Source organism: Streptomyces sp. SD15 (assembly GCF_054462255.1).
On sequence record NZ_JBTLMO010000021.1, the window covers coordinates 72104 to 91160 of the forward strand.

The following is a 19057-nucleotide window of genomic DNA, read 5'->3' on the forward strand; positions in this document are numbered from 1 at the left end:
GGCACACCTTCCGCACCCCGATCCCCCCATCCGCGTTCAAGCGTTCTTCCAAGTGGCTCACCGGCTTTCACAGGGAGGCGTGCGGCGCGGGACCGGTCGTCCGGTGCGCGAAGACTTCCCCCGTACGTCGACGCGCCCGCCCTCGTCGGGGTGACGGCGGGCGGGCGCGGACAGGGAGGGGATGTGCACGGCCCACTCTAGGCAAGGGGCGGCCCCGGGTCTCTTCGCTGTGCGGAACCTCGAGCTCGGCTGCAGCGGTGTTCCACCTCACGCCGCCTCTCCCAGGTCATGGTCGTCCCGCTGTTCCGCCCTCGTCGTGGTGGGTCATCAGCGTGACCGGGAGAGCGGTGCGGGCACCGAGAGTCCGCGGCGGCTCGGTGTCCGCGGGCGGCGCGGTCGGCGGGCCCAGGCGTGGATCCGGCTCGCCGACACCCGTTCGTAGGCGGCTCGAGCAGGGAGAAGACCATCCACAAAACTCTGGCGCGGTCCTGGGATCCCACGTGCTCAGGCCAGATCGTCGCGGGTCACCCGGCGGTGCGCGGTGCGCCACTCGCCGCGGGTGCGGACCAGGACGTCCTCCATGACGCACACGTACAGGACCTTGCAACCGCCTCCGCTCGGCGTGACGTACACCAGGGCCGAGCAGCGGGTACGCAGCGACCCGTCCGCGTGGGGCTGTACGTCGAGCTTGCCGACCCAGTGGTTGAGGCGGCTGCCGGCCCGCCGCTGCCGTTCCGCGCCGGCGCGCACGTAGTGGGCGAGCCCGGCGCGGCCACGCACCGGCTCGGACAGGGAAGGCAGTTCGAAGACGGCGTCCTCGGTGAAGGTGCCCGCCCAGCGCTCGGTGTCGTGCGCGTCCAGGATCTGCATCTGGTGCGCGTAGAACTGCTGCACCTCCGTGTACAGGGCGGCGAACTTCTGGCTCCGGAGCGTGCGTTCGGCGGCGCCCACCAGCTCGACGGTCAAGATCTCAGCCCCCGATTCCGTCCGTGTCCTTGGGGTGGTGAGGGACACCGAGGGTTCCCGGGACACCCCAGGGAATCCGAACTCGGTACGGACAGTCTTTGAGGCTCGGATCGAGCATCCTTTGAATGCTCCTCAAGCGCTCCCGCCGACGGAGGCCGCCGCGGATGTCAGCCGGCGTATCGAGTGGCGGGCTCGGTCCTGGCACGCCGGACCTGTTCTCGGCCGCCACCCGCATCGCTGGATCCGCTCTCGAGCGGTCCTCCACAAGCGGTTGTGAGAATGCGTGCCGAGCGGTGCAAAGCCCACTCGTGCGAGCGGCCGCCGCGGCCGGGACGCGGCGGTCGTCCGACCTTCCTGCCCCGGTCCGGGACCGCTGCTCACAGGGCCGGACGCCGGAGGGTCCCGTCGATGGAGTGGACATGCAGAAGGTGGAAGTGCCGGAACTGCGCCTGTTCGTGTTCCACCACTCCGGTGGTTCACATCTGACGTACCGCGACTGGCCGTCCCACTTCCCGGCCGGCTGGGATGTGCAGACCCCCGACGCACCGGGCCGCGGCCCACGCGACGGACGTCCCGCGCTGATGAACGCGGGTGCCCTTGTCGAGTACTTCCTGCACGAGCTGGACAGCCGGCTGACGGGCCGCTTCGCGTTCTTCGGGCACAGCCTGGGTGGGCTCGTCGCATACGAACTGACTCGTCGGCTCATCGATGTGGGCCGCACTCCGCCGGTCTGGCTCGGCTTGTCCGCACGCGGCACGCTGCACCCCGACGGGGACGGTACGCGACGGCACCTGCTGTCCGACGCGGAACTGCGCCGGGAGCTGGTGGCGATGGGCGGTACGGCGCCCTCGGTCCTCGACCACCAGGGGCTGTGGGAGCTGTTCGCGCCGACCATCCGCGCGGACCTGCGCATCAGCGAGACCTGGCGCACGAAGCCCCTCACCGCGCCGCTGCCGGTACCCCTTTCGGTGTTCGGCGGCACCCAGGACCACGTGGCGCCACCGCACCGCCTGGGCGGCTGGGCGGCCGCCTCAGAGCACTTCATGGGCCTGCGTCTCTTCGACGGCGGCCACTTCTACTTCCAAGGCCGGCTCCCGGAGGTCGCCGGGCTGATCCAGGACGACGTGCGCCGCGCCCTGGCCCAGGTGCCCTCCGCGGTGGCCCGATGACCGTCCTCGACCTCGCAGCACCGGCTCCGGTACGCGGCGAGTGACCGGGTTCCGGCTGCTCACCGCCCTGGTCGTCCACGCGGGCAGAGCCGGCGTTCGCCGGCCGGTTCGACGACCAGGTCCGAGCTGCGGGTTTCCGTATCGTGGTCGTCTCCTGCGCAGTGTCACAGGGCGTCGCCCTCGCCCTCAAGGTCGAGGGGCGTGAGCGCGGCGAGCTTGCGGGCGGCGTCGAGGGGCAACTGCCGGCGCACGGCCCGCGGGATGCAGTCGTCGAGTGAGGGGGCGTCGGCGGCGGCGCGCAGCGGTTCGTCCGTGGCGTCCGGGATCCCCTACGTCAGCCCGCCGCCGCCTGCCTGAGCGCCCGGGCCAGCTCCCGCGCTCCGTCGTCGTCCTCGCCGCTGCCGAGCACCACCAGCGGCGGTGTGCGGCCCGCCGCCGCGAAGTGGCGGGCGATCTCGTACGCGATGGCGCCCGCGCCGGAGAAGCCGCCCAGCACCAGGCGGCTGCCTGGGCCGACGACCGGGCCGAGCGCGGCCGCGCCGCCGCGGGGCACGTCCGCCGACGCCCGCAGGACGTACAGCGCCTCGGGGCCGTCGTAGCACCGCACAAGGCCGCGGCACCAGGCGTCGGGCGCGCCCGGAGCGGCGATGAGGCAGATCGTGGCCCTGCCGGGCAGGGCCGCCGCGCGCAGCGGGACGAGCAGGCTCTCGGGCCTGCCGCGGTCGTGCACCCGGGGCATCTCCGCGCCGCTGAGCGGGCCGATCACGTCGGCGACGGTGGTCGTCGGCTCCCGCACCGTGTAGGGCAGCCGGCGCAGCAGCCGGGCGCTCTGCATGAGCATGGCCTGCGTCTTGTCGTCCTCCAGGCGTTCGCGGTCGTGGACCGCGGACAGCACCAGGCCGCCCTGCCCGTCGTGGTGGGCGACGACGCCCAGCGCGCTCGCGGTACGGGCCGCGGTGGGGACCGGGTGCTCGACGTGTACGCCGTGCGCCGCGAGCGCGCCGGTGAGCCGGTCGTCGCGGCGCGGGGTGTGCTCGAAGGCCAGCAGGGTCTCGGCGGGTTCGGCGCCGCCCCGGCCGAGCCACTCCTGGATGCGGCCGGCCGGCGTCCACTCGTGGGCGGCCATGTCCAGCACGCGGTCCCGCAGGGTGCGCAGCAGCCGCGCCACCGTGTCCGCCGGGTCGACCTCGACGGTCAGCGGAAGCGGGTTGGCGAGTGGGCCCGGGATCCGCTCGATGTCCTCCAGCAAGCTGCCGCGGCCCGAGAAGGAGACACCGAAGCCGACCCGGACGGGCCCGCGCAGCGTGCCGGAGGCCCGGTACAGCAGCATCGCCCACACGGTGTGCAGGGCGCTGGACTCGGTGGCGCCCCAGCGGGCCGCCCAGTGTACGAGCCGGGTCGTCTCGGCCCGGGAGAGCCGGGTGCGGCTGCGTCCGGCGCCGTCGTGGCCGGTGCGTTCGCCCGGGGCGGCACGCGGCAGCGGGGCGGGGGCGGTGACGGAGGCGGTACGGCGCCAGAAGTCCTGGGCGGGCGCGGGGTCCTGACGGTCCAGCCAGCGGGTGTAGTCGCGCAGGTCGGGGCGGCGTTCGCCGCCGGGCAGGATGCCGCCCGCGAGGTAGGCGCGGTAGAACTCGCGGACCAGGACGCGCACGCTCCAGCCGTCGAGGAGCGCGCGGTGGTAGGTGAGCACCACGTCGGTGTACGGCTCCTCGTCGAAGGAGCGGACGGGCGGCCTGTCGAGAAGGGCGACGTGCAGCAGGCCGGGGCGGCGCAGGTCGAAGCCGCGGGAGCGCTCGGCGGTCAGGAGGTGCTCGCGGTCGGCGAAGGTGCCGTGCGCGTGGTGGGCCACGTCGGGTTCGCAGTGGTCGAACAGGACGGCGCGGGGGTGCGGGTCCCAGACGAACGCGGACCTGAGGACGGTCTCGCAGGCGAACACCGCCCGCCAGGACGCGGTGAACCGGCCGGTGTCCAGCGGCCCGTGCCACCGCCAGGCGAGCTGCTCGACCTGGTGGTCCGGTCCGGTGCTCGCGTCGGCGAGCAGCTCGCGCTGCAACGGGGTCACGGAGAAGGTCTGCGGCAGCGGCCCGTACACGCTCGGCCGGACTCCTTCGCCGTCGGCGACGGACGCGGGGTCGGGTGCCGCCACCGGGGTGCTGGTGATCAGGTCGGCGAGGAGTCCGGCCGGGTAGGGCGCCGGATCGCCGGCCGGGGAGGGGAGTTCGAGGCTGTGGTGGTCGGGTCCGTGCCGGTGCAGCCGGAGTTGGTCGGTGAACGGCGTGGGATGGTCGGCGGCGATCCGGTCGAGCGCGGCCCGGAACAGGGCTATGTCGAGCCGGCCCCGCAGCTCCAGCACCGGCCGGGACTCCTGGGTGTGGTGTCCGGGGTCGAGGACCACGGTCATGGTCGGTGCCTGGGAGCGATCCATCGGCATCGGTTTCTCCTCCTCTCCTGACTCACGGACCTTCGATCATGGAAGGCCGCGCCACGTGCCGCTGACACGGCGCTGACACGGGTCGGCAGGAATGGCGCGGGCCGGTCTCGAACGGGTAGGCCGCCGCGTGGACCGGTTACGCAGGCGCGGCTTGTGCGGCAGATTCCGCACGTCACTCTTGACCGTGTGTGCGGAGAGGCAGAGCTGGGCGGCGATCTCGCCGTCGGACAGGCCCCGGGCGAGCAGTTCGAGCACTTCGCACTCGCGCTCGGTGAGCTGGTCGGGGCTGACGTGGGAGACCGGGGACTCCCGTGAGGCGGCGGTGCGGTGCGGCGGCTGCGCCGTCTCGTGGACGAAGGTGCAGCCCGCGGCCGCCAGGACGACGGCGGAGGCCGGCCGGCCGGCGGTGGCGGGCAGCGGGCCGTGAGCCGGGCCGGAGGGGCCGGGAGCGGGCTCGCCCATGGTCAGCGGCCGGACGCCGTCGCCGACGGCGCGGGCCAGATCGCGGGCGCGGTCGGCGGGCAGCGGGCTGTGCGCCATGAGCACGTGCGGGCGGCGGGCGCGCAGGGCGGCCGCGGCATCCGGGCCGGGGGTGGACTCGCCGGTGACGCAGATGCCCGGACGGCCTTCGAGCAGGGTGGCGTGCCGCTCGTCCATGGCTGCCTCCTCCCACTCGACACCGGTCACGGTAGTGGGCGCGCACGGCGTCTCCCCGCTTTCTCCGGCGCTTCCCCAGTGTTCCGCGAGCGGTTCTGACTGCTGGTCCCACGCGACGGGTTCGGCGACCGCGCCGAAGGAAGCCGTCGTCGAGCATGGTCTGCACCCGGGTGTCCCGGGAGGGGTCGAGTCCGCAGTCGTGGCACGCGATGCCGCCCAGGTAACGGCCGAGCGTGGACCCGGTGCCGAAGGCCCACGCGCCGCGGGCGGCTGGGCGGCCGTCGGGGGCGAGGAGCTCGGGGCTGCCGGCGCCGAAGCCGAACTCGGTGAAGGGCAGGCGCAGTCCGTGGCCGATGGCCTGGGTGTGGGCCTCCTTGAGGGTCCACAGCCGCAGCATGGCGGCGGACTGCTCCGTTCGGGTGGCGCGTGGGAGAGGCCGGGGCCGTGCGGGAGGAGGAGCCGGAGCGGTTCAGTGGTCGGGGCACCGGACCGTGGGCGGAAGGTCGGTGGCGGGTGTCGGGCGGTGCAGGCGGGTGCGGGCGGTGAGTACGGCTCTCGTGTCGCCGACCGTGACGGGGATGTCCTCGGCGGGGCCGTGCGGGCCGCATGCGAGGAGGTGGGTGTGGCCGGCCGAGCGGAGCCGGTGTTCCGCCCGGGGCGGGGCCGTGGCGGACGGGCGGACGATCCCGCGTGCCGCTGCGCGCAGGGTCAGTGTGCCCGAGAGACGTGGCCGGCGGCGAGTTCGCCCACGCCGTCGCCGGCCACGGCCGCACCCCCGGTCCTCCCACAGCCGGTACAGCGTCACCTGGTAGGTGAGCAGCGCGCTCCGGCCGTACTCCGGCGCCGCGAACAGCCGCGTGTCCAGGCCGTCCTGCGGCGCGAACACCACCGCGGCGAGCGGCAGTGGCCATACGTCGTCCAGCGCGCGGCACACGGTGTCGAACGTGGCGCGGAAGACCGGGAACGTCCCGTACAGGGCACGGCACAGGGTGAGCGGCCGGCCCTGCCGGTCGGGGAACAGCACGGCCGGCCCGGGCCCGCCGTGCGGCACGGGCGTCCGCGGGGCCTTGTGGGTCGTCCTGGACACGGGCACGCGGACCGCCTCTCACAGCATGCGGACCGCGGACCCGGCGTGACGCTTGGCCAGTTCGAGGGTGGCCAGGCTGTGGCGGCCGAGCGACTCGCGCACATGGCGGCGGGCGTCGGCGACGGTCGCACCCGGGCCGAGGACGGCTTCGACGTTCTCCTCGCGCAGCACGACGCTGTGCTGCGCGGTGACCGTGACGCCGGTCTCGTCCGGAACGACGGACCACTCACCGGTGTGGGCCGTCAGCAGGTCGGGCGTGACCGTCTGCTTGTAGACGATGCGGCCGGCGTGCGGGAAGCACACGCGGACCGACTCGGTGGTGTGGGTCGAGCCGTCCGCCGTCGTGGTGTCCATGGACACCATCTGGACGCCCGGCTCGTCCTCGGTGACGTCGAGCCGGGACACGTGCGGAACCCGCTCGGGCCAGTCCGCCACCCAATACAGGAAGTCGTAGACCAGTTCGGCGCCGCCCCTGACCCGGACCGAGTCCTCGAAGACCAGGATCAGTTCATCGAGGCGGCTCCACTGCTCGGCGATCCGGCTCAGGTTGCCCAGTTCCGTACGGCTGTTGGAGTCCACCGCCTTCTCCACCCACGCCACACCGGCCGGGTCGTCGCCCTCGACGGTGAAGTCGCACAGCAGCGTCAGCCGGCTGTGCCGGGCATCAACCTCCTCGACGGTCCAGGTGCCGAGCATGCTCTCGACGGGAGCGGCCGGCGGATCCTGGCGGAAGGTGATCCGGCGGTCCTGCGGGGACAGCTGCCGGCTGGAGGTCCAGGACCTGACCTGTCCGTCGGCGGTGGCCCACATCCGCAGCCGCTCGCTGCGGCCGTCGAAATCCAGCTGTTCGACGTGGACGTTGGACGAGAAGTACCAGGGCCAGCGCGTGGCGTCGGCGATCAGGCCGTAGACCACATCGGCGGGGGCGGCGACGTCCACGCCGTGCACTGTGGTGTGCACTCGCTCGGCGGCCATGTGTCCTTGCACCCTCTCCGTGTACGGCCCGATGACGGCTCGGGTCGGCTCAGTGGTTGCCCAGTCCGCCGCAGACGTTGAGCGCCTGCGCGGTGATGGACGCGGCCTGGCGGCTCGTCAGATGGCCGACGAGGCCCGCGACCTCCTCCGGGGTGGGTAGCGGCCGAGTGGGATCTTCGCCTCGAACTGCTCCTGCACCTGCTCGGTCGTCGTGCCGTAGGCGGCCGCGTAGCCCTGCCGGCCGACGACGGCGTGCTTGGAGGCGGTGCAGGGGGCGCCGAGGACGACGCCCTGCTTGCCCGCCGTGGAAGCGATGTTGATGATCCGGCCGCTGGGATCGCCGGTGATGCCGCCGTGGTTGAGGACCTCGCGGGTGAACAGGAAGACGCGGGTGAGGTTGGTGTCGATGACGTCGTGCCACAGCTCGTCGCTGATGCCCGCGGTGGGGCCGCCGCCGCTGCGGCCGGCGTTGTTGACCAGCACGGTGATCGGACCGAACGTGTCGACGGCCGTGCGCACCAGGGCGGCGAGCGAGTCGGCGGAGCGGACGTCGGCGGCCGCTCCCTCCACTTCCAGGGCTTCGGCGCGCAGGTCCTCGACGGTCTGCTCGACCTCCTCGGTGCGCGCGCACAGGAAGACGCGGTGGCCGCGCTGCCCGAGCTCGCGGGCGACGGCCAGGCCGATGCCGCTGGTGCCCCCGGTGACCGGGGCCACGGGCTTCGGCTGCGTCGCTGTCGTCATCGCTGGGCCTCCTGTCCGGTGACGGTGCTCAACACCCTGTCCCGGCCCGCTGGAGAGGCGGACGAGGAACCCTGGAGAGCCGCCGCCCGGCGGACGCCGCGGCCCTCCCATGTCTCGCCGGTCAGACGGAGTCCGCAGTCCGGACATGGCACCGAGCACCTTGCGCTGGATGGCGCGCCGCAGTGGCGGCACATTGCCTACGACGGTGAAGACGACCGGCAGCGCGGCGGTGGCGAGGAGGTTCTTGAACTGCACGAGGAAGGTGACCGTGCGGGTCGAGCCGAGCAGGGCCCGGCCGATGGGCACCCGTTCCTCGTCGTAGGTGTCGAGCAGTCCGCGGCCGGCGTGGCCGCGGGCGACCTCGGCGAGATTCCGGGCGAGAGTCCACGCCGCCTGGATGCCGGTGTTCATGCCCTGCACGGAGGCCGGGCCGTGACGTGGGCGGCGTCGCCGGCGACGAAGACGCGGCCGTCGTGCACGCGGGGCACCGTGCGCTGCTGGAAGGTGGACACGGACGTCCACTCGGGTTCGCCGACGGCGAGGGGCGTGCCGAGGCCGGCGCTCACCTTCTCAAAGAAGCGTTCCGCCGCCACGTCGGCGCCCTGGGCGCCGGGTGAGGCGCGAGGAGCCGCCAGTGTCCTTCGCGCGCGTAGGGGACCGTTAGCGGGCGGCCGCCGGCAGGGGCGCTGCGTGGTGCTCGACGATGCGGCCCTCGCCGTCGAAGCGGAACTCCGCGAGCAGACACCACACCGCCGCCTCGGTCGTCGCGGTCAGGCGCAGGGCGACGTGGTCGCCGTCGGCGAGGACGCTGTCGCAGGCCAGCAGCGGGCGGTCGGGGGCGAAGGGGGCGGTGAGGGGGCAGGGTTCGCCCCGGTTGGCCGACTCGACCAGGGCGAGGGCGAGTTCCTTGTTGCGCTCCTGCACGGTGTGACGTGCCAGGAGGGAGTGCAGGGTCTCGCTCAGGGGATCCGTCAGGATCAGGCGCACGGCCGGGCCTTTCGTGTCGTCGGGGACACTCGCCGGGTCAGGGTCGCGCCCGGAGGTGGAGGGACATTGGAGAACCGGTGAAACCGGACCACCCGCTCGTTTCCCCGCCCCCGGGCAGCGCATTCGGCCAACGCTCGGTGCGCTCCCGCAGGAGGCCGGGTAGGCGAGGCCGGGCAACGGCCCGCACGCGGGGAGGAGTTCCTCCAGCAGGTGCGGCTGCGGCAGCCGGTAGTGGAGCGCAGGCAGCCGCCGGTGGTCGACGGGGAAGTCACGGCGGAAGAAGGTGCCGCGCTCCGCGAGGGTGACGCGGACCCCAAAGCGCAGCAGCGGGCGCGCGGGGCGCGCGCCGACGGGCGGCACATCGGTGTGCACGGTGGTGTCCTGCCACGGGGACCGGCCCACGGCTCGGACCGCCGCCCGCGCCGCGAGCGGCTCGTTGACGAGGTCCAGGCACCGGCACGGTGTCTCCGCCGCGTTCTCCGCCGCGTCGACGGCCTCCTCGGAACAGGTCGAGGAAGCCGGCGAGAAGTCGGGCGCGGCCGGTGACCCGGGGCTCGCGCCGTCGGCTCTCCCGCCCGGGCAGTGCCGGCGGGACGATCTCGGTGCCGGGGTCGGCGAGGGCCGGTCGGCGGTGGAAGCAGCGCACGCCGGCACCGAGCGTGCGCGCAGCAGTGGAGCGTCACGGACGGTCGTCGGGCATGCGCGACCTCCTGCGGCGGACCCCGTGTCGCCCTGGCCGAGGCGTTCCTCCCATCGAGGCTCACCGACCGGCCTGGAGAAGCGCTTGAGGACCCGTCGGGCTCGTCCGGAACGGGGACGGGGCGAAGGAGCGTCGTGGACGGCGGGCCGGAAGGAACCGGTCCGCCCGGCGCCACGCCGCGCGCGGCCCGCGTGGCGCGAAACCGTCGGTCCCCCGCACCCGCGTCGGTGGGGTCGTCGCGAGGGTGGGCGTCAGGCGGCGAAGAGGTCGAAGGTCGAGGTGCGCCGCGCTCCCGCTACCACGTCCAGCTGCGGGTCGACGGCGAGCATGGCCTGGTGCAGCCGCTGCAACTGCGGCGAGGGCTCCACACCGAGCTCGTCGATCAGCCGCATCCGCAGCTTGCGGTAGGCCTCGAGCGCCCCGGCCTGCCGCCCGGACCGGTACAGCGCCACCATGACCTGCGCGTGCAGACCCTCATGCTGGGGGTGACGTGCCGTCAGGTCGGTGAGTTCGGCGATGAGTTCGGTGTGCCGGCCGAGTCTGAGGTCGGCGTCGATGCGCCGCTCCACGCTGGCCAACCGGCTCTCCTCCAGCCGCCTGACCTCGATCTCCAGGACCGGGCCGACACGTACGTCGACCAGGGCCGACCCCGTCCACAGGTCGAGGGCCGCCCGCAACCGCTGCGCCGACACCTCGTTGTCCCCCGCCTCGAAGGCGACCTGCCCCTCCCGCGCGAGACGCTCGTACTCGTGCACGTCGACACAGTTCTCGGGGATCTGCAGCAGATACCCGCCGTGCCGGGTGGCCAGCACTTCCTTGGCGCTGCCGGGAGAGCTCGGGCCCATCGCGGTACCCAGCCTCCTGCGCAGCTGGAGGATGTACGTCTGCAGGGTGGTGAGCGCGCTCTGCGGCGGCGCGGTCCCCCAGATCTCCTCCATGAGCATCGGAACGGGCATGACCCGCCCCGGGTAGAGCGCCATCAGCGACAGAATCTGCCGCGGCTTGGCCGCCGTAGGAACGATCGATCCCCCGTTGACCTCGGCACTCAACGGACCCAGAACCTGAATCCTCACGGTTTCCTCCGTAGTGGTCGAGCTCTCTGTCCAGTTCCTTTCGGTGGCCAGAAATCTGTGCCGCGAGTCACGCTAGCCGGGCCCTTTTCCAGCAAGCGAAGTTCTGTAGCGGCCCTCTAGCAGGCCTCCAAGTGCGGTATTGCCAAGGATGGTTGAGCCGCTAAAGAACGCTTGCACAAATGCTCGGAGTGAACTCCTGATTCCGCTCCTTCGGCGATCACGCAGATATCGTTCGATGTATTCCGACGCACATTCGGGATACCGCTGCTCGGACGGAGGCGCGATGGAATTCACCGGCCCTGAACGGGGCGGCCCGCAGGAGCCCGGCACAGGCGGTGGGCTGCGGCTCTTCGTGTTCCCGCACGCGGGAGGCTGGAGTCTGATGTTTCGGGACTGGCCGGACCACTTTCCGCCCGACTGGCGCGTGCGGGCGCTGGACGCACCGGGTCACGGGGCGCTGCTGGACACACCGCCACTCACCGACGGCGAGACCCTCGTCGCCCATTTCCTCGACCGGCTCACCCCGGAAATCACCGACGACCGCACCCCGTTCGCTTTCTTCGGCCACAGCATGGGATCCCTCGTGGCGTACGAGCTGACCCGCCGGCTTCTGGCGGAAGGACTGACTCCGCCGGTGTGGCTGGGAATCTCCGCCTTCAGCGCCCCGCAACCGGGCGACGAGACGGCCCCAGTGCTCGACAACGCCCTGTCCGACGACGAATTGCGCCACCGGCTGGGCGCGCTCGGCGGCACCCCCGCACGGGTGCTCGCGGACCCGTGCCTGTGGACGGTCTTCGCGCCGGCGATCCGCGCCGACCTCGCCGTGCTACGCGGCTTGCGCACGGCACCGGCCGCCACCCCGCTGCCGGTCGCGCTCTCCGCCTTCGCGGGTGCCGGCGACCGGGCGGCGCCCCCCGCGCGGATCGCCCCGTGGGCCGACCGCACCGAACACTTCCTCGGTCTGCGTGTCTTCCCCGGCGGCCACTTCTACTTCCAGGACGACCTCGACGCCCTGGCCGCCCAGGTCACCGCCGACGTGCACACCGCGCTGCGGGCCCGGGCCGCGGTCGCGGGTGCCCGGTGATCGGGGCGGGTACCGAGTTGCGGCTCCTGGGCCCGGTGGAGGTGCATCACCCGCGCACCGGGTCGCGTGTCGTGCCACCCGGCGCCAAGCAGCGGGCCCTGCTGGCCACGCTGGTCGTCGAGGCCGGGCACACCGTCTCCGTCGAACGGCTCGCCGACGAACTGTGGGGCGCCGACCCGCCGCGCAGCGCGGCCAACGCCGTACAGGCGCATGTCGCCCGGCTGCGCAGGCTGCTCGGGCCACCGGGCGGCCCGGCGGGCCGCGAGGCGATCGTGACCGAACCCACGGGATATCTGCTGCGGCTCGGCGAAGCGACCACCGACGCCGAGCACTTCCGCCGGCTGTCCACCGAGGGACGCGCCGCAGCCGCCTCCGACCCCGACCGTGCCGCCGCGCTCCTGGACCGCGCGCTGTCCCTGTGGCGGGGCCCGGCGCTCGCGGACTGCCGGGGCGGCCCGATCTGCGCGGCGGAGGCCGACCGGCTGGAGGAGCAGCGGCTGCTGGTGCTGGAGGCGTTCTACGAGGCGAGGCTGCGTTCGGCACGCCCCGACGGCATCACCGGCGAGCTGGAACGGCTGGCGGAGGAACACCCTTTGCGGGAACGTTTCTCCGACCTGTTGATGGTGGCCCTGCACCGCGCCGACCGCCGCTCCGAAGCCCTCGCGGTCTACGAGCGGGTGCGCCGGCGGCTCGCGACCGAACTCGGTGTCGACCCCGGACCGTCCCTGCGCGGCCGCCGCGAGGCCCTGCTGCGTCACGGCCCGCCCCCGCCGCCGTTCCCCGTAGGGAAGCAGGGTTCCGAGGGGTACGAGGGGTACGGCGATGACTCGGACTACGCGGAGGACATGGCGTACGGCGACCCGACCCTGAGGGCGGCCGAGATGGAACGCATCGGCAGGCGGCTGGAGGAGCTGTCGTACGAACTGCGCGAACTGACCCGCCGTTTCGAGGCCCTGAGGGCCGGCCACCACGCCGCCGGCCGGCTCGCCCCGTCCCCTCGCCGCTAGGTCCTGTCGTCAAATTCCCGTTGTCCGCCCGGAGGGCGGGCCTCGCGGCGTCAGGTGCGTGCTCTCGGCGTGCCGGGCGCAGGCCCTCGTACTGGTTGTACGTGGGTCTGTGCCCGGTGCGGCGAGAGTACGTGCATGGCGCCGCGAGGCAGGCGGGAATGTGACGACAGGGCCTAGGAGGCTTCTGATGGATCTCCGCGGCGTCGCCCGGAGGGCGGCCTCGCGACGTCGTGGAGGGTCCCCCTGCTCGAGCGAAGCCGAGAGTGGGGAGCGTGCCCTCGGCGTACCGGGCGTAGTCCCTCGTACTGGTCGTACTCGGGTTTGCGCCTGGTGCGGCGAGTGGGGGCACCACCCACGCTCTCAAGGCGGTGGGGAGCGTGCGTGGCGTCGTGAGGCGGACGGGAATGGTCAGACAGGTCCCAGTCCCCGTTCAGCGTGCGGTCGCCCGGCCGTCGGGGTGCCGACGAGGGGCTCGGGCAGCGCGATCCGGTGCGGTGCGGCCCTGCCCCAGGGAAATCCGTGGTGCAGCTGGAGCACCGGGTCCTGCCCGTCGGCGGCCTGCACGGCGACGGCGACCAGTACATCGGGGACGGGCTCCAGCTCGACGAACCGCCACCGCCCGGCCAGGTCGTCCGCGGGCGGCCGGAACCCCTTCACACCGCGGTCCTCGGCCAGGTCGAAGGCGAACTTGTCGAAAGGCAGGCCGAGTCCGAGGCCGCGCGCCTTGGAGTAGGCCTCCTTCAGCGTCCACAGTCGCAGCACGCGCCGGTCGCGCGCATGTCCCGGCGCGGCCCTGGCCACCCACTCCTGTTCCTCGGGGGCGAACATCTCCTCGATGGTGTCGAGGGCGTGCGCGTCCCGGCCGAGTCGCTCGACGTCCACGCCGATGCGCTGCCCGCGCATCACTCCGAGCAGGTTGTAGCCGTTGGCGTGGGAGAGGTTGAAGTCGAGTTCCGGCCCGCCCCGGGGCAGTCCGCCGTCGGGCGGCCGCAGAAAGGGCCGCCCCCGTGAGGAGCGCAAGATGGCGAGTTCGGCCTCGGCCAGTCCGGTCTCCAGCGCGAGCGCACGCCGCACCAGGGTGTGCGCGACCAGGTACTGGTGACGGTCGCGTTCGAACAGGAACCTGCCTGCGACCTCCTGTTCGTGCTCATCGAGCCAATGCGTGGCGAGCACCCCGGCGATGGCGGGAGCGAGGTCGTCGTTGGCGCAGATCCACAGCCTCACCGGTGCGGGCGCGGCCCGGTCCCGGTCCCGGTCCTGTGCGGTGATCGTCATCGCGTCCACTCCGAAGCCGTGCCCGTCCTGGCCGCGCCGTCCCGGCCGAGCCACAGCGACCGGGGCTGCCGCGCGCTCGTGGGCAACGGCACCACGGGACCAGCCGGGATCGCGACGCGCGTGACGTCGACGCCGGCCGGCCACAGCCGGGTCAGTTGCTCGAAGCGGTGGCCGTGCCACAGGGCGGTCAGGTGGTCGCGGGTCCTTGGCAGGTCGTCGAGAAGGGGTGGGCTGCCCAGCCGCTGCCGACAGCCCGTCATCGGTTCACACCTGCGCCATACGGCCCCTGCCAGATCCGGCGGGGGGCAGCTGGGTTGCCGCGGGCGTCTGGTGGTCCATGGACAGCGGGGTCTCGGACACGGCCATCAGGATCGACTGCTGCAGCCGGCGCAGCCGTGCCGAGGGCTCCAGGCCGAGGTCCCGCACGAGGGTGCCGCGCAGCCGGTGGTAGACGTCGAGCGCCTCACTGCGCCGGCCCGAGCGGTGCAGGGCCAGCATGAACTGGGCGTGCAGATTCTCATGGGTGCGGTAACGGCTGGTCAGCACGGTGAGTTCGGCGAGCAGTTCGCGGTGCCGGCCGAGCCGCAAGTCGGCCTCGATGCGCTGGTCGAGGGCGCACAGCCGGCTCTCGTCCAGCCGTTTGGCCTCCATCTGCAGCTGTGCGCCCGTCTGTACGTCGGCGAAGGCGGCGCCGGTCCACAGGCTCAGGGCCTCCCGCAGTTTGCGGGCGGCGCCGGGGAAGTCCCCCGCGTCCAGGGCCCGGTAGCCGGTGCCCGCGAGCCGCTCGAACTCGCGTACGTCGCTGGTGCCGCCGCCGGTGACGAGCAGATAGCCGCCGGGTGAGGTCACCAGCACGTCCTTGGCGCTGCGCGGCAGCCCATCCTCGGCGGGAGTGTCCTTCTCCAGCGCGACGGTGATGAGTTCGCGCAGCTGCAGTACATACGTCTGCAGGGTGGTGCGGGCGCTGCGCGGCGGTTTGCCTCCCCACAGCTCCTCGATCAGCCCGGAGACCGGCACCACCTGGTCGGCGTGGAGCGCCAGAAGGGCGAGGACCTGTCGAGGCTTCGGTGCGGTGGGGGCGATCGAGACCCCGTTCTCCTTGGCGTCCAGTGCGCCCAGTACGTCGATGTCCACGCCGTCTCCCCCTCATCCATGTGCGGTGTCTGGCACTGCCCAAGTAAAAAACAGCACGGGCAGTCTGTCAATATCAAACCGTCCAAGCTGTTTTATTTATTCCTCCTAGACTGACCCTAAAGCCCAGACAGATGCACCTGACCAGGCAAAACAGCAGGATCTGCAGCATGGACGCCGCGACAGGGCGACCGCTTCGGAGGTGAAACCCGGGGAGATTCAACCCTGAGTCAAGCAAGACGGGACCCTTGACAGACCAGGCGCGCTGTTTACGTCCGGCCGGACACTGTGATCGGCGTCCCGCCGGACACCAGTCGGCCGAGGGCATCGGCCGACGCCAGCCGGGGCAGCAGCAGGTCCCAGAACTGCACGAGCGTGGCCGCGGACATCCACGTACGGTCGTCCGCACCGAGCAGCTCGAAGCCCACTGTCGCCGCCACCACGGTGACCGAGGCATCGGCCGCAGACACGCCCTCGGCGAGCACGCCCTCGCGCTCTGCGTCCCTGAGCACCTCCTCGACCCAGTCCTGCCACTCTCCGCGCAGGTCCACGGCGTCGTCCCGGCGCGGCGAGCCGTTGCCCAGCTCGAAACCGGCCCGGACCACGACGTCCTGGTCCAGCCGTCCCATCAGGGCGTGGGTGGCGTCGATGAGCCGCTGCAGCGGATTCGGCCCGTCGGCCTGGGCCGGCCCGGCGATGGTGCGGAAAACGGCGGCCGCCTCGTCCTCCACAGCGCGGGCCAGGGCCTGCTTGCTCTCGAAGTGGAAGTGCAGCGCGCCGTTGCTCACCCCGGCCTTCTTGCTGATGGAGTTGAGCGACGCCAGAACGAAACCGTCTTGCGCGAACACCTCGGCGGCTGCTCGTACCAAAGCCTGCCGCGTGCGCGCGGCACGCTCCTGCTTCACCATGACGGTTCTCCTGACTGGGGCCGGCCGGTGGCGTCACCGGCCGGCCCTCGGGTTCGTTCCTGAACGGCGGCTTACTGTGGGGGGTTGCCGTGCTGCCGGCCGTAGGGCAGGTCGGCATGCTTGGTACGGAGCATCGCGAGGGAGCGGATGAGGACCCCGCGGAGCACGGGTACATGAGCTCGCCGTACGCGCCTCCGTACGCCGGGCGCAGGATGAGCGAGATCCTCGGCACCGTCGCGTTGCCATACGCGCACAGCAGCCCGGCGCCCTGCCGGATGATGCCGTCGTGCTCCTGGTCGACGCCCGGGAGGAAGCTCTGCGGCTGATTGGCGACGATGCCGACGACCTGGCCAAGGCCGAGGGGTTCCACCCCGGGTCCATGACAGACATCATAACAAACCGCATAGGCGGTTTAAGTAGAGATCTACGAGGATCCCGTGCCGCCGAGCCAGCTACTGGGAGCCGTGTAGACGTCCGGCCTCCGCCACCAACGAGTTTCAGCCGCGGGCGTCTCCTCCGCACCTGTCCGCAGGGCGAGCAACACCGCCACCACGGCGGCCAGTTCCGCCTCGCCGGGCCGGCCTCGCTCCACTTTGATCAGGGATTCTTCCCTGTCCATGCGGCCGGCACCCTTCGCCTCGGACTGGGAGACACGGTCGGTCAAGCCGCTCAAGAACGGCTTTGAGATCGCTTGAGATACGGGGCATGCCGCGCCTCACACGCACCAATGGACACGACCGCCACATGACTCGGCGCCATGGAAGACCCCTCGGGGTCCGAGTCACCCGGCCGGCTCAGGATGACCATCTCCACACTTAGGAATGCATCGTTCCATTTATCGCCCGCTGGACTGTCGCATTCCTTCTAGAAATTAAACCGGGTGGTATGTATCTTCGCCTTGCTGAAGGAGCTCACCCTCAGCAACAGGCCAACGCGGCTCAGGGGGAAACATGTCTGCGAGCACATTCCGCATCGATCACGCGATACCCAGCGCGGCAGGCACAGGGAGCGACACGACGACGCTTCCCGGGACCGGTGCCCTGCTCGTCCGGTCCCTGACCACCACCGTTCCGAAGGAACTCGTCCATCGCGCAAGCGTCGCCGAGGTCATGCTCACCGACTGGGAGCGTGTGGACGACCATCGCTTCGCCGTGGCCGCCCAGTGGCCCCGCGGGCACAGCTTTTTCGCCATGGACGGTCGCTACAACCCGCTCATCGCAGCCGAAACGATCCGCCAGACCGGGATCCTGCTGGCTCACGCCGAGTACGGCGTTCCGCTCGACCAGCAACTGCTGATGAGGGACATCAGCGTGAGCGCCCGTCCCGAGCACTTCGACATCGGCTGGACGCCCGCCACGCTCGAACTCCGCGTCACCGTCCTGGAGGCGGAGGGGCACGACGGCACCCTGACAGGGCTCCGCGTCAACGTGGAGATCCGCCGTGACGGTCACCTCGCGGCGACGGGCGGCGGCGCACTCACGTGTGTCACCCCGCTGGCGGACCAGCGGCCACGCCCCCACCACCTGCCCGGGGAAGGCCGGCCCCAGGTCATTGCGCTGACGGCCCCCGTCTCCCCGCAGACCGTCGGACGCGTCTCGCCCATGGACGTCGTCCTGTCCGCCATGGGGGAGCCGGACCGGTGGCAACTGCGCGTGGACACCGGACACCCCGTGTTCTTCGACCACCAGATCGACCACGTGCCGGACATGATGCTGCTCGAAGCCGCCTGTCAGGCCACGGCCGCGACGCTCGGGCGCTCCTGCATGCCGCTGGACATCACGAGTGAGTTCAGGCGTGACGCCGAACTGACCAGTCCCTGTGTGATCGAGGCGTGCCGCATCCCCGGCACCGGCATGGATGCCGTGGTATCGGTGCTCGTGACGGGTCATCAGGACGGAAAGCTCGTGTTCCGCTCCACGGTGACCGTGGCCACTCCCTGAGCGGACCGGCCGGGCGACCGCCCGGCGCGGCAGAGGTGCAATCCACCCCGCGCGCACTACGAGAGCTCCGTGACCGCGATCCGGCGTCGGAGCCCTCGTGGCCGTGCGGACGGGGTGGCCCGCCCGGTCAGCTCGCCGCCGCCACCGATTCCTCGGCCAGCGCCTCCTGCGCCCGCGCGTCGCTCCTGGCGCCGAGTTCCATCGCCCGCTCGGTGGTGATATCGAGGCTCGCCAGGACGGCCGGAACCGCGATGCCGGGCAGCAGGTGCTCGAAGAGCGACACCACCCGTGCCTCGAGGTCCTCCCGCTGCGAAAGGATCTGCGAATAGATCTGCACGCCTGTCCAGGCCGCCGAGAACAGCCAGGCGGTCTCGGCCGGCACGATGTGCGGAAGGAGCTCGCCCTGCTTCTTGGCCTCGGCCAGCAGATAGCCGCTCGCGTCGACCCACTGGGTGATGGCCGCGGTGCCGAACTGGGCCCGTGCGTCCTGCTCCAGGCTCAGCCTCGCCACGGCGCTCACCAGCGGATCCCGCCGCATTCGGTAGGCCACCGTGAGCCCCGTGTCCACGAGCTCCTGCAGCTTGCAGGCGCTCGGCTCCACCGAGGCCAAGCTGAACTGCTGACTGAGCACGCCCTCCGCCAAGGCCGCCTTGGACGGGAAGTGGAAGTAGAGCGCTCCCTTGGTCACGCCGGCTCTGGCCAGGATCTCACCGATGGTGGCGCGCTCGTATCCGTACTCGTCGAAGACCGAAGCCGCCGCCGTCACGATCGCCAGTCTCGTTCGGATCGCACGCTCCTGCCGCGCCATGAAGGCCCTCCCTGGTTGTTGCTGGGTACGGCACTAGGTCGGGTGTCCGCTCCCACCTAGAACAAAACCAGGGAGTCCGTATTTTCACAAGTCGCCGACTACCGTACTTCGCGCATTT

At 72.0% G+C, this 19057-nt stretch carries 17 protein-coding genes and 3 pseudogenes; 4 read left to right on the forward strand and 16 right to left on the reverse strand.

Annotated elements, in window-relative coordinates:
• Positions 1-504: 504 nt before the first annotated feature.
• A complete protein-coding gene (locus ACX28W_RS21840; protein ID WP_459000694.1) occupies positions 505-966 on the reverse strand; it encodes a nuclear transport factor 2 family protein in 462 nt (153 codons plus the stop codon).
• 419 nt (positions 967-1385) lie between these two features.
• On the opposite strand from ACX28W_RS21840, the gene ACX28W_RS21845 reads away from it, so the two are divergent.
• Complete coding sequence (locus ACX28W_RS21845; protein ID WP_459000695.1) at positions 1386-2135, forward strand: thioesterase II family protein; 750 nt, start codon at positions 1386-1388, stop codon at positions 2133-2135.
• 334 nt (positions 2136-2469) lie between these two features.
• Here the strand turns inward: ACX28W_RS21845 and ACX28W_RS21850 are convergent, their stop codons facing one another.
• The 8 genes and pseudogenes from ACX28W_RS21850 to ACX28W_RS21885 all read right to left on the reverse strand — a co-directional run bounded on the left by ACX28W_RS21850 (position 2470) and on the right by ACX28W_RS21885 (position 10786).
• A complete protein-coding gene (locus ACX28W_RS21850) occupies positions 2470-4566 on the reverse strand; it encodes a condensation domain-containing protein (RefSeq protein WP_459000696.1) in 2097 nt (698 codons plus the stop codon).
• Between the two features lie 36 nt (positions 4567-4602).
• Positions 4603-5223: a helix-turn-helix transcriptional regulator gene (locus ACX28W_RS21855; RefSeq protein WP_459000697.1), complete on the reverse strand. Its 621-nt coding sequence runs from the start codon at positions 5221-5223 to the stop codon at positions 4603-4605.
• Between the two features lie 469 nt (positions 5224-5692).
• A complete protein-coding gene (locus ACX28W_RS21860) occupies positions 5693-6310 on the reverse strand; it encodes a hypothetical protein (RefSeq protein WP_459000698.1) in 618 nt (205 codons plus the stop codon).
• Between the two features lie 18 nt (positions 6311-6328).
• Positions 6329-7285 (reverse strand): aromatase/cyclase, encoded by a 957-nt coding sequence (locus ACX28W_RS21865; protein ID WP_459000699.1) that lies wholly within the window; start codon positions 7283-7285, stop codon positions 6329-6331.
• A 49-nt stretch (positions 7286-7334) separates the two neighbouring features.
• Positions 7335-8026: pseudogene (locus tag ACX28W_RS21870) on the reverse strand (SDR family NAD(P)-dependent oxidoreductase).
• Positions 8027-8368: 342 nt separating this feature from the next.
• Positions 8369-8661 (reverse strand): annotated as a pseudogene (locus tag ACX28W_RS21875) (FAD-dependent monooxygenase); the annotation flags it as partial.
• A 25-nt stretch (positions 8662-8686) separates the two neighbouring features.
• Entirely contained in the window at positions 8687-9385 is a 699-nt protein-coding gene (locus ACX28W_RS21880) for a hypothetical protein (protein ID WP_459000700.1), read from the reverse strand.
• Between the two features lie 579 nt (positions 9386-9964).
• On the reverse strand, positions 9965-10786 hold the full coding sequence (locus ACX28W_RS21885; RefSeq protein WP_459000701.1) for an AfsR/SARP family transcriptional regulator: 822 nt from the start codon (positions 10784-10786) through the stop codon (positions 9965-9967).
• A 283-nt stretch (positions 10787-11069) separates the two neighbouring features.
• Here ACX28W_RS21885 and ACX28W_RS21890 point away from each other — a divergent pair, with 283 nt between their 5' ends.
• Together ACX28W_RS21890 and ACX28W_RS21895 are read left to right on the forward strand one after the other, a co-directional pair.
• Positions 11070-11870, forward strand: coding sequence for a thioesterase II family protein (locus ACX28W_RS21890; RefSeq protein ID WP_459000702.1), 801 nt, complete (start codon positions 11070-11072; stop codon positions 11868-11870).
• The gene (locus ACX28W_RS21895) at positions 11867-12877 is read left to right on the forward strand and encodes an AfsR/SARP family transcriptional regulator (RefSeq protein WP_459000704.1); all 1011 of its coding nucleotides are present in this window, start codon (positions 11867-11869) and stop codon (positions 12875-12877) included. The genes ACX28W_RS21890 and ACX28W_RS21895 overlap by 4 nt, the downstream gene beginning before the upstream one ends.
• A 408-nt stretch (positions 12878-13285) precedes the next feature.
• Here the strand turns inward: ACX28W_RS21895 and ACX28W_RS21900 are convergent, their stop codons facing one another.
• The 6 genes and pseudogenes from ACX28W_RS21900 to ACX28W_RS21925 all read right to left on the reverse strand — a co-directional run bounded on the left by ACX28W_RS21900 (position 13286) and on the right by ACX28W_RS21925 (position 16810).
• Positions 13286-14152: a 4'-phosphopantetheinyl transferase family protein gene (locus ACX28W_RS21900; RefSeq protein ID WP_459000706.1), complete on the reverse strand. Its 867-nt coding sequence runs from the start codon at positions 14150-14152 to the stop codon at positions 13286-13288.
• On the reverse strand, positions 14149-14412 hold the full coding sequence (locus tag ACX28W_RS21905; protein WP_459000708.1) for a hypothetical protein: 264 nt from the start codon (positions 14410-14412) through the stop codon (positions 14149-14151). Before ACX28W_RS21905 ends, ACX28W_RS21900 begins: the two co-directional genes overlap by 4 nt.
• Positions 14413-14416: 4 nt before the next feature.
• Positions 14417-15286, reverse strand: coding sequence for an AfsR/SARP family transcriptional regulator (locus tag ACX28W_RS21910; RefSeq protein WP_459000709.1), 870 nt, complete (start codon positions 15284-15286; stop codon positions 14417-14419).
• 266 nt (positions 15287-15552) lie between these two features.
• On the reverse strand, positions 15553-16191 hold the full coding sequence (locus ACX28W_RS21915) for a ScbR family autoregulator-binding transcription factor (RefSeq protein WP_459000711.1): 639 nt from the start codon (positions 16189-16191) through the stop codon (positions 15553-15555).
• Between the two features lie 184 nt (positions 16192-16375).
• Positions 16376-16543: pseudogene (locus ACX28W_RS21920) on the reverse strand (carboxyl transferase domain-containing protein); the annotation flags it as partial.
• A gap of 72 nt (positions 16544-16615) precedes the next feature.
• Positions 16616-16810 carry an acyl-CoA carboxylase epsilon subunit gene (locus ACX28W_RS21925; RefSeq protein WP_459000713.1) on the reverse strand — a complete coding sequence of 65 codons (195 nt, stop codon included), beginning with the start codon at positions 16808-16810 and terminating at the stop codon, positions 16616-16618.
• Positions 16811-17141: 331 nt separating this feature from the next.
• Here ACX28W_RS21925 and ACX28W_RS21930 point away from each other — a divergent pair, with 331 nt between their 5' ends.
• Positions 17142-18131 (forward strand): ScbA/BarX family gamma-butyrolactone biosynthesis protein, encoded by a 990-nt coding sequence (locus ACX28W_RS21930; RefSeq protein ID WP_459000715.1) that lies wholly within the window; start codon positions 17142-17144, stop codon positions 18129-18131.
• A gap of 127 nt (positions 18132-18258) precedes the next feature.
• Here ACX28W_RS21930 and ACX28W_RS21935 read toward each other — a convergent pair whose 3' ends face one another.
• Complete coding sequence (locus tag ACX28W_RS21935) at positions 18259-18939, reverse strand: ScbR family autoregulator-binding transcription factor (protein ID WP_459000716.1); 681 nt, start codon at positions 18937-18939, stop codon at positions 18259-18261.
• Positions 18940-19057 lie beyond the last annotated feature (118 nt).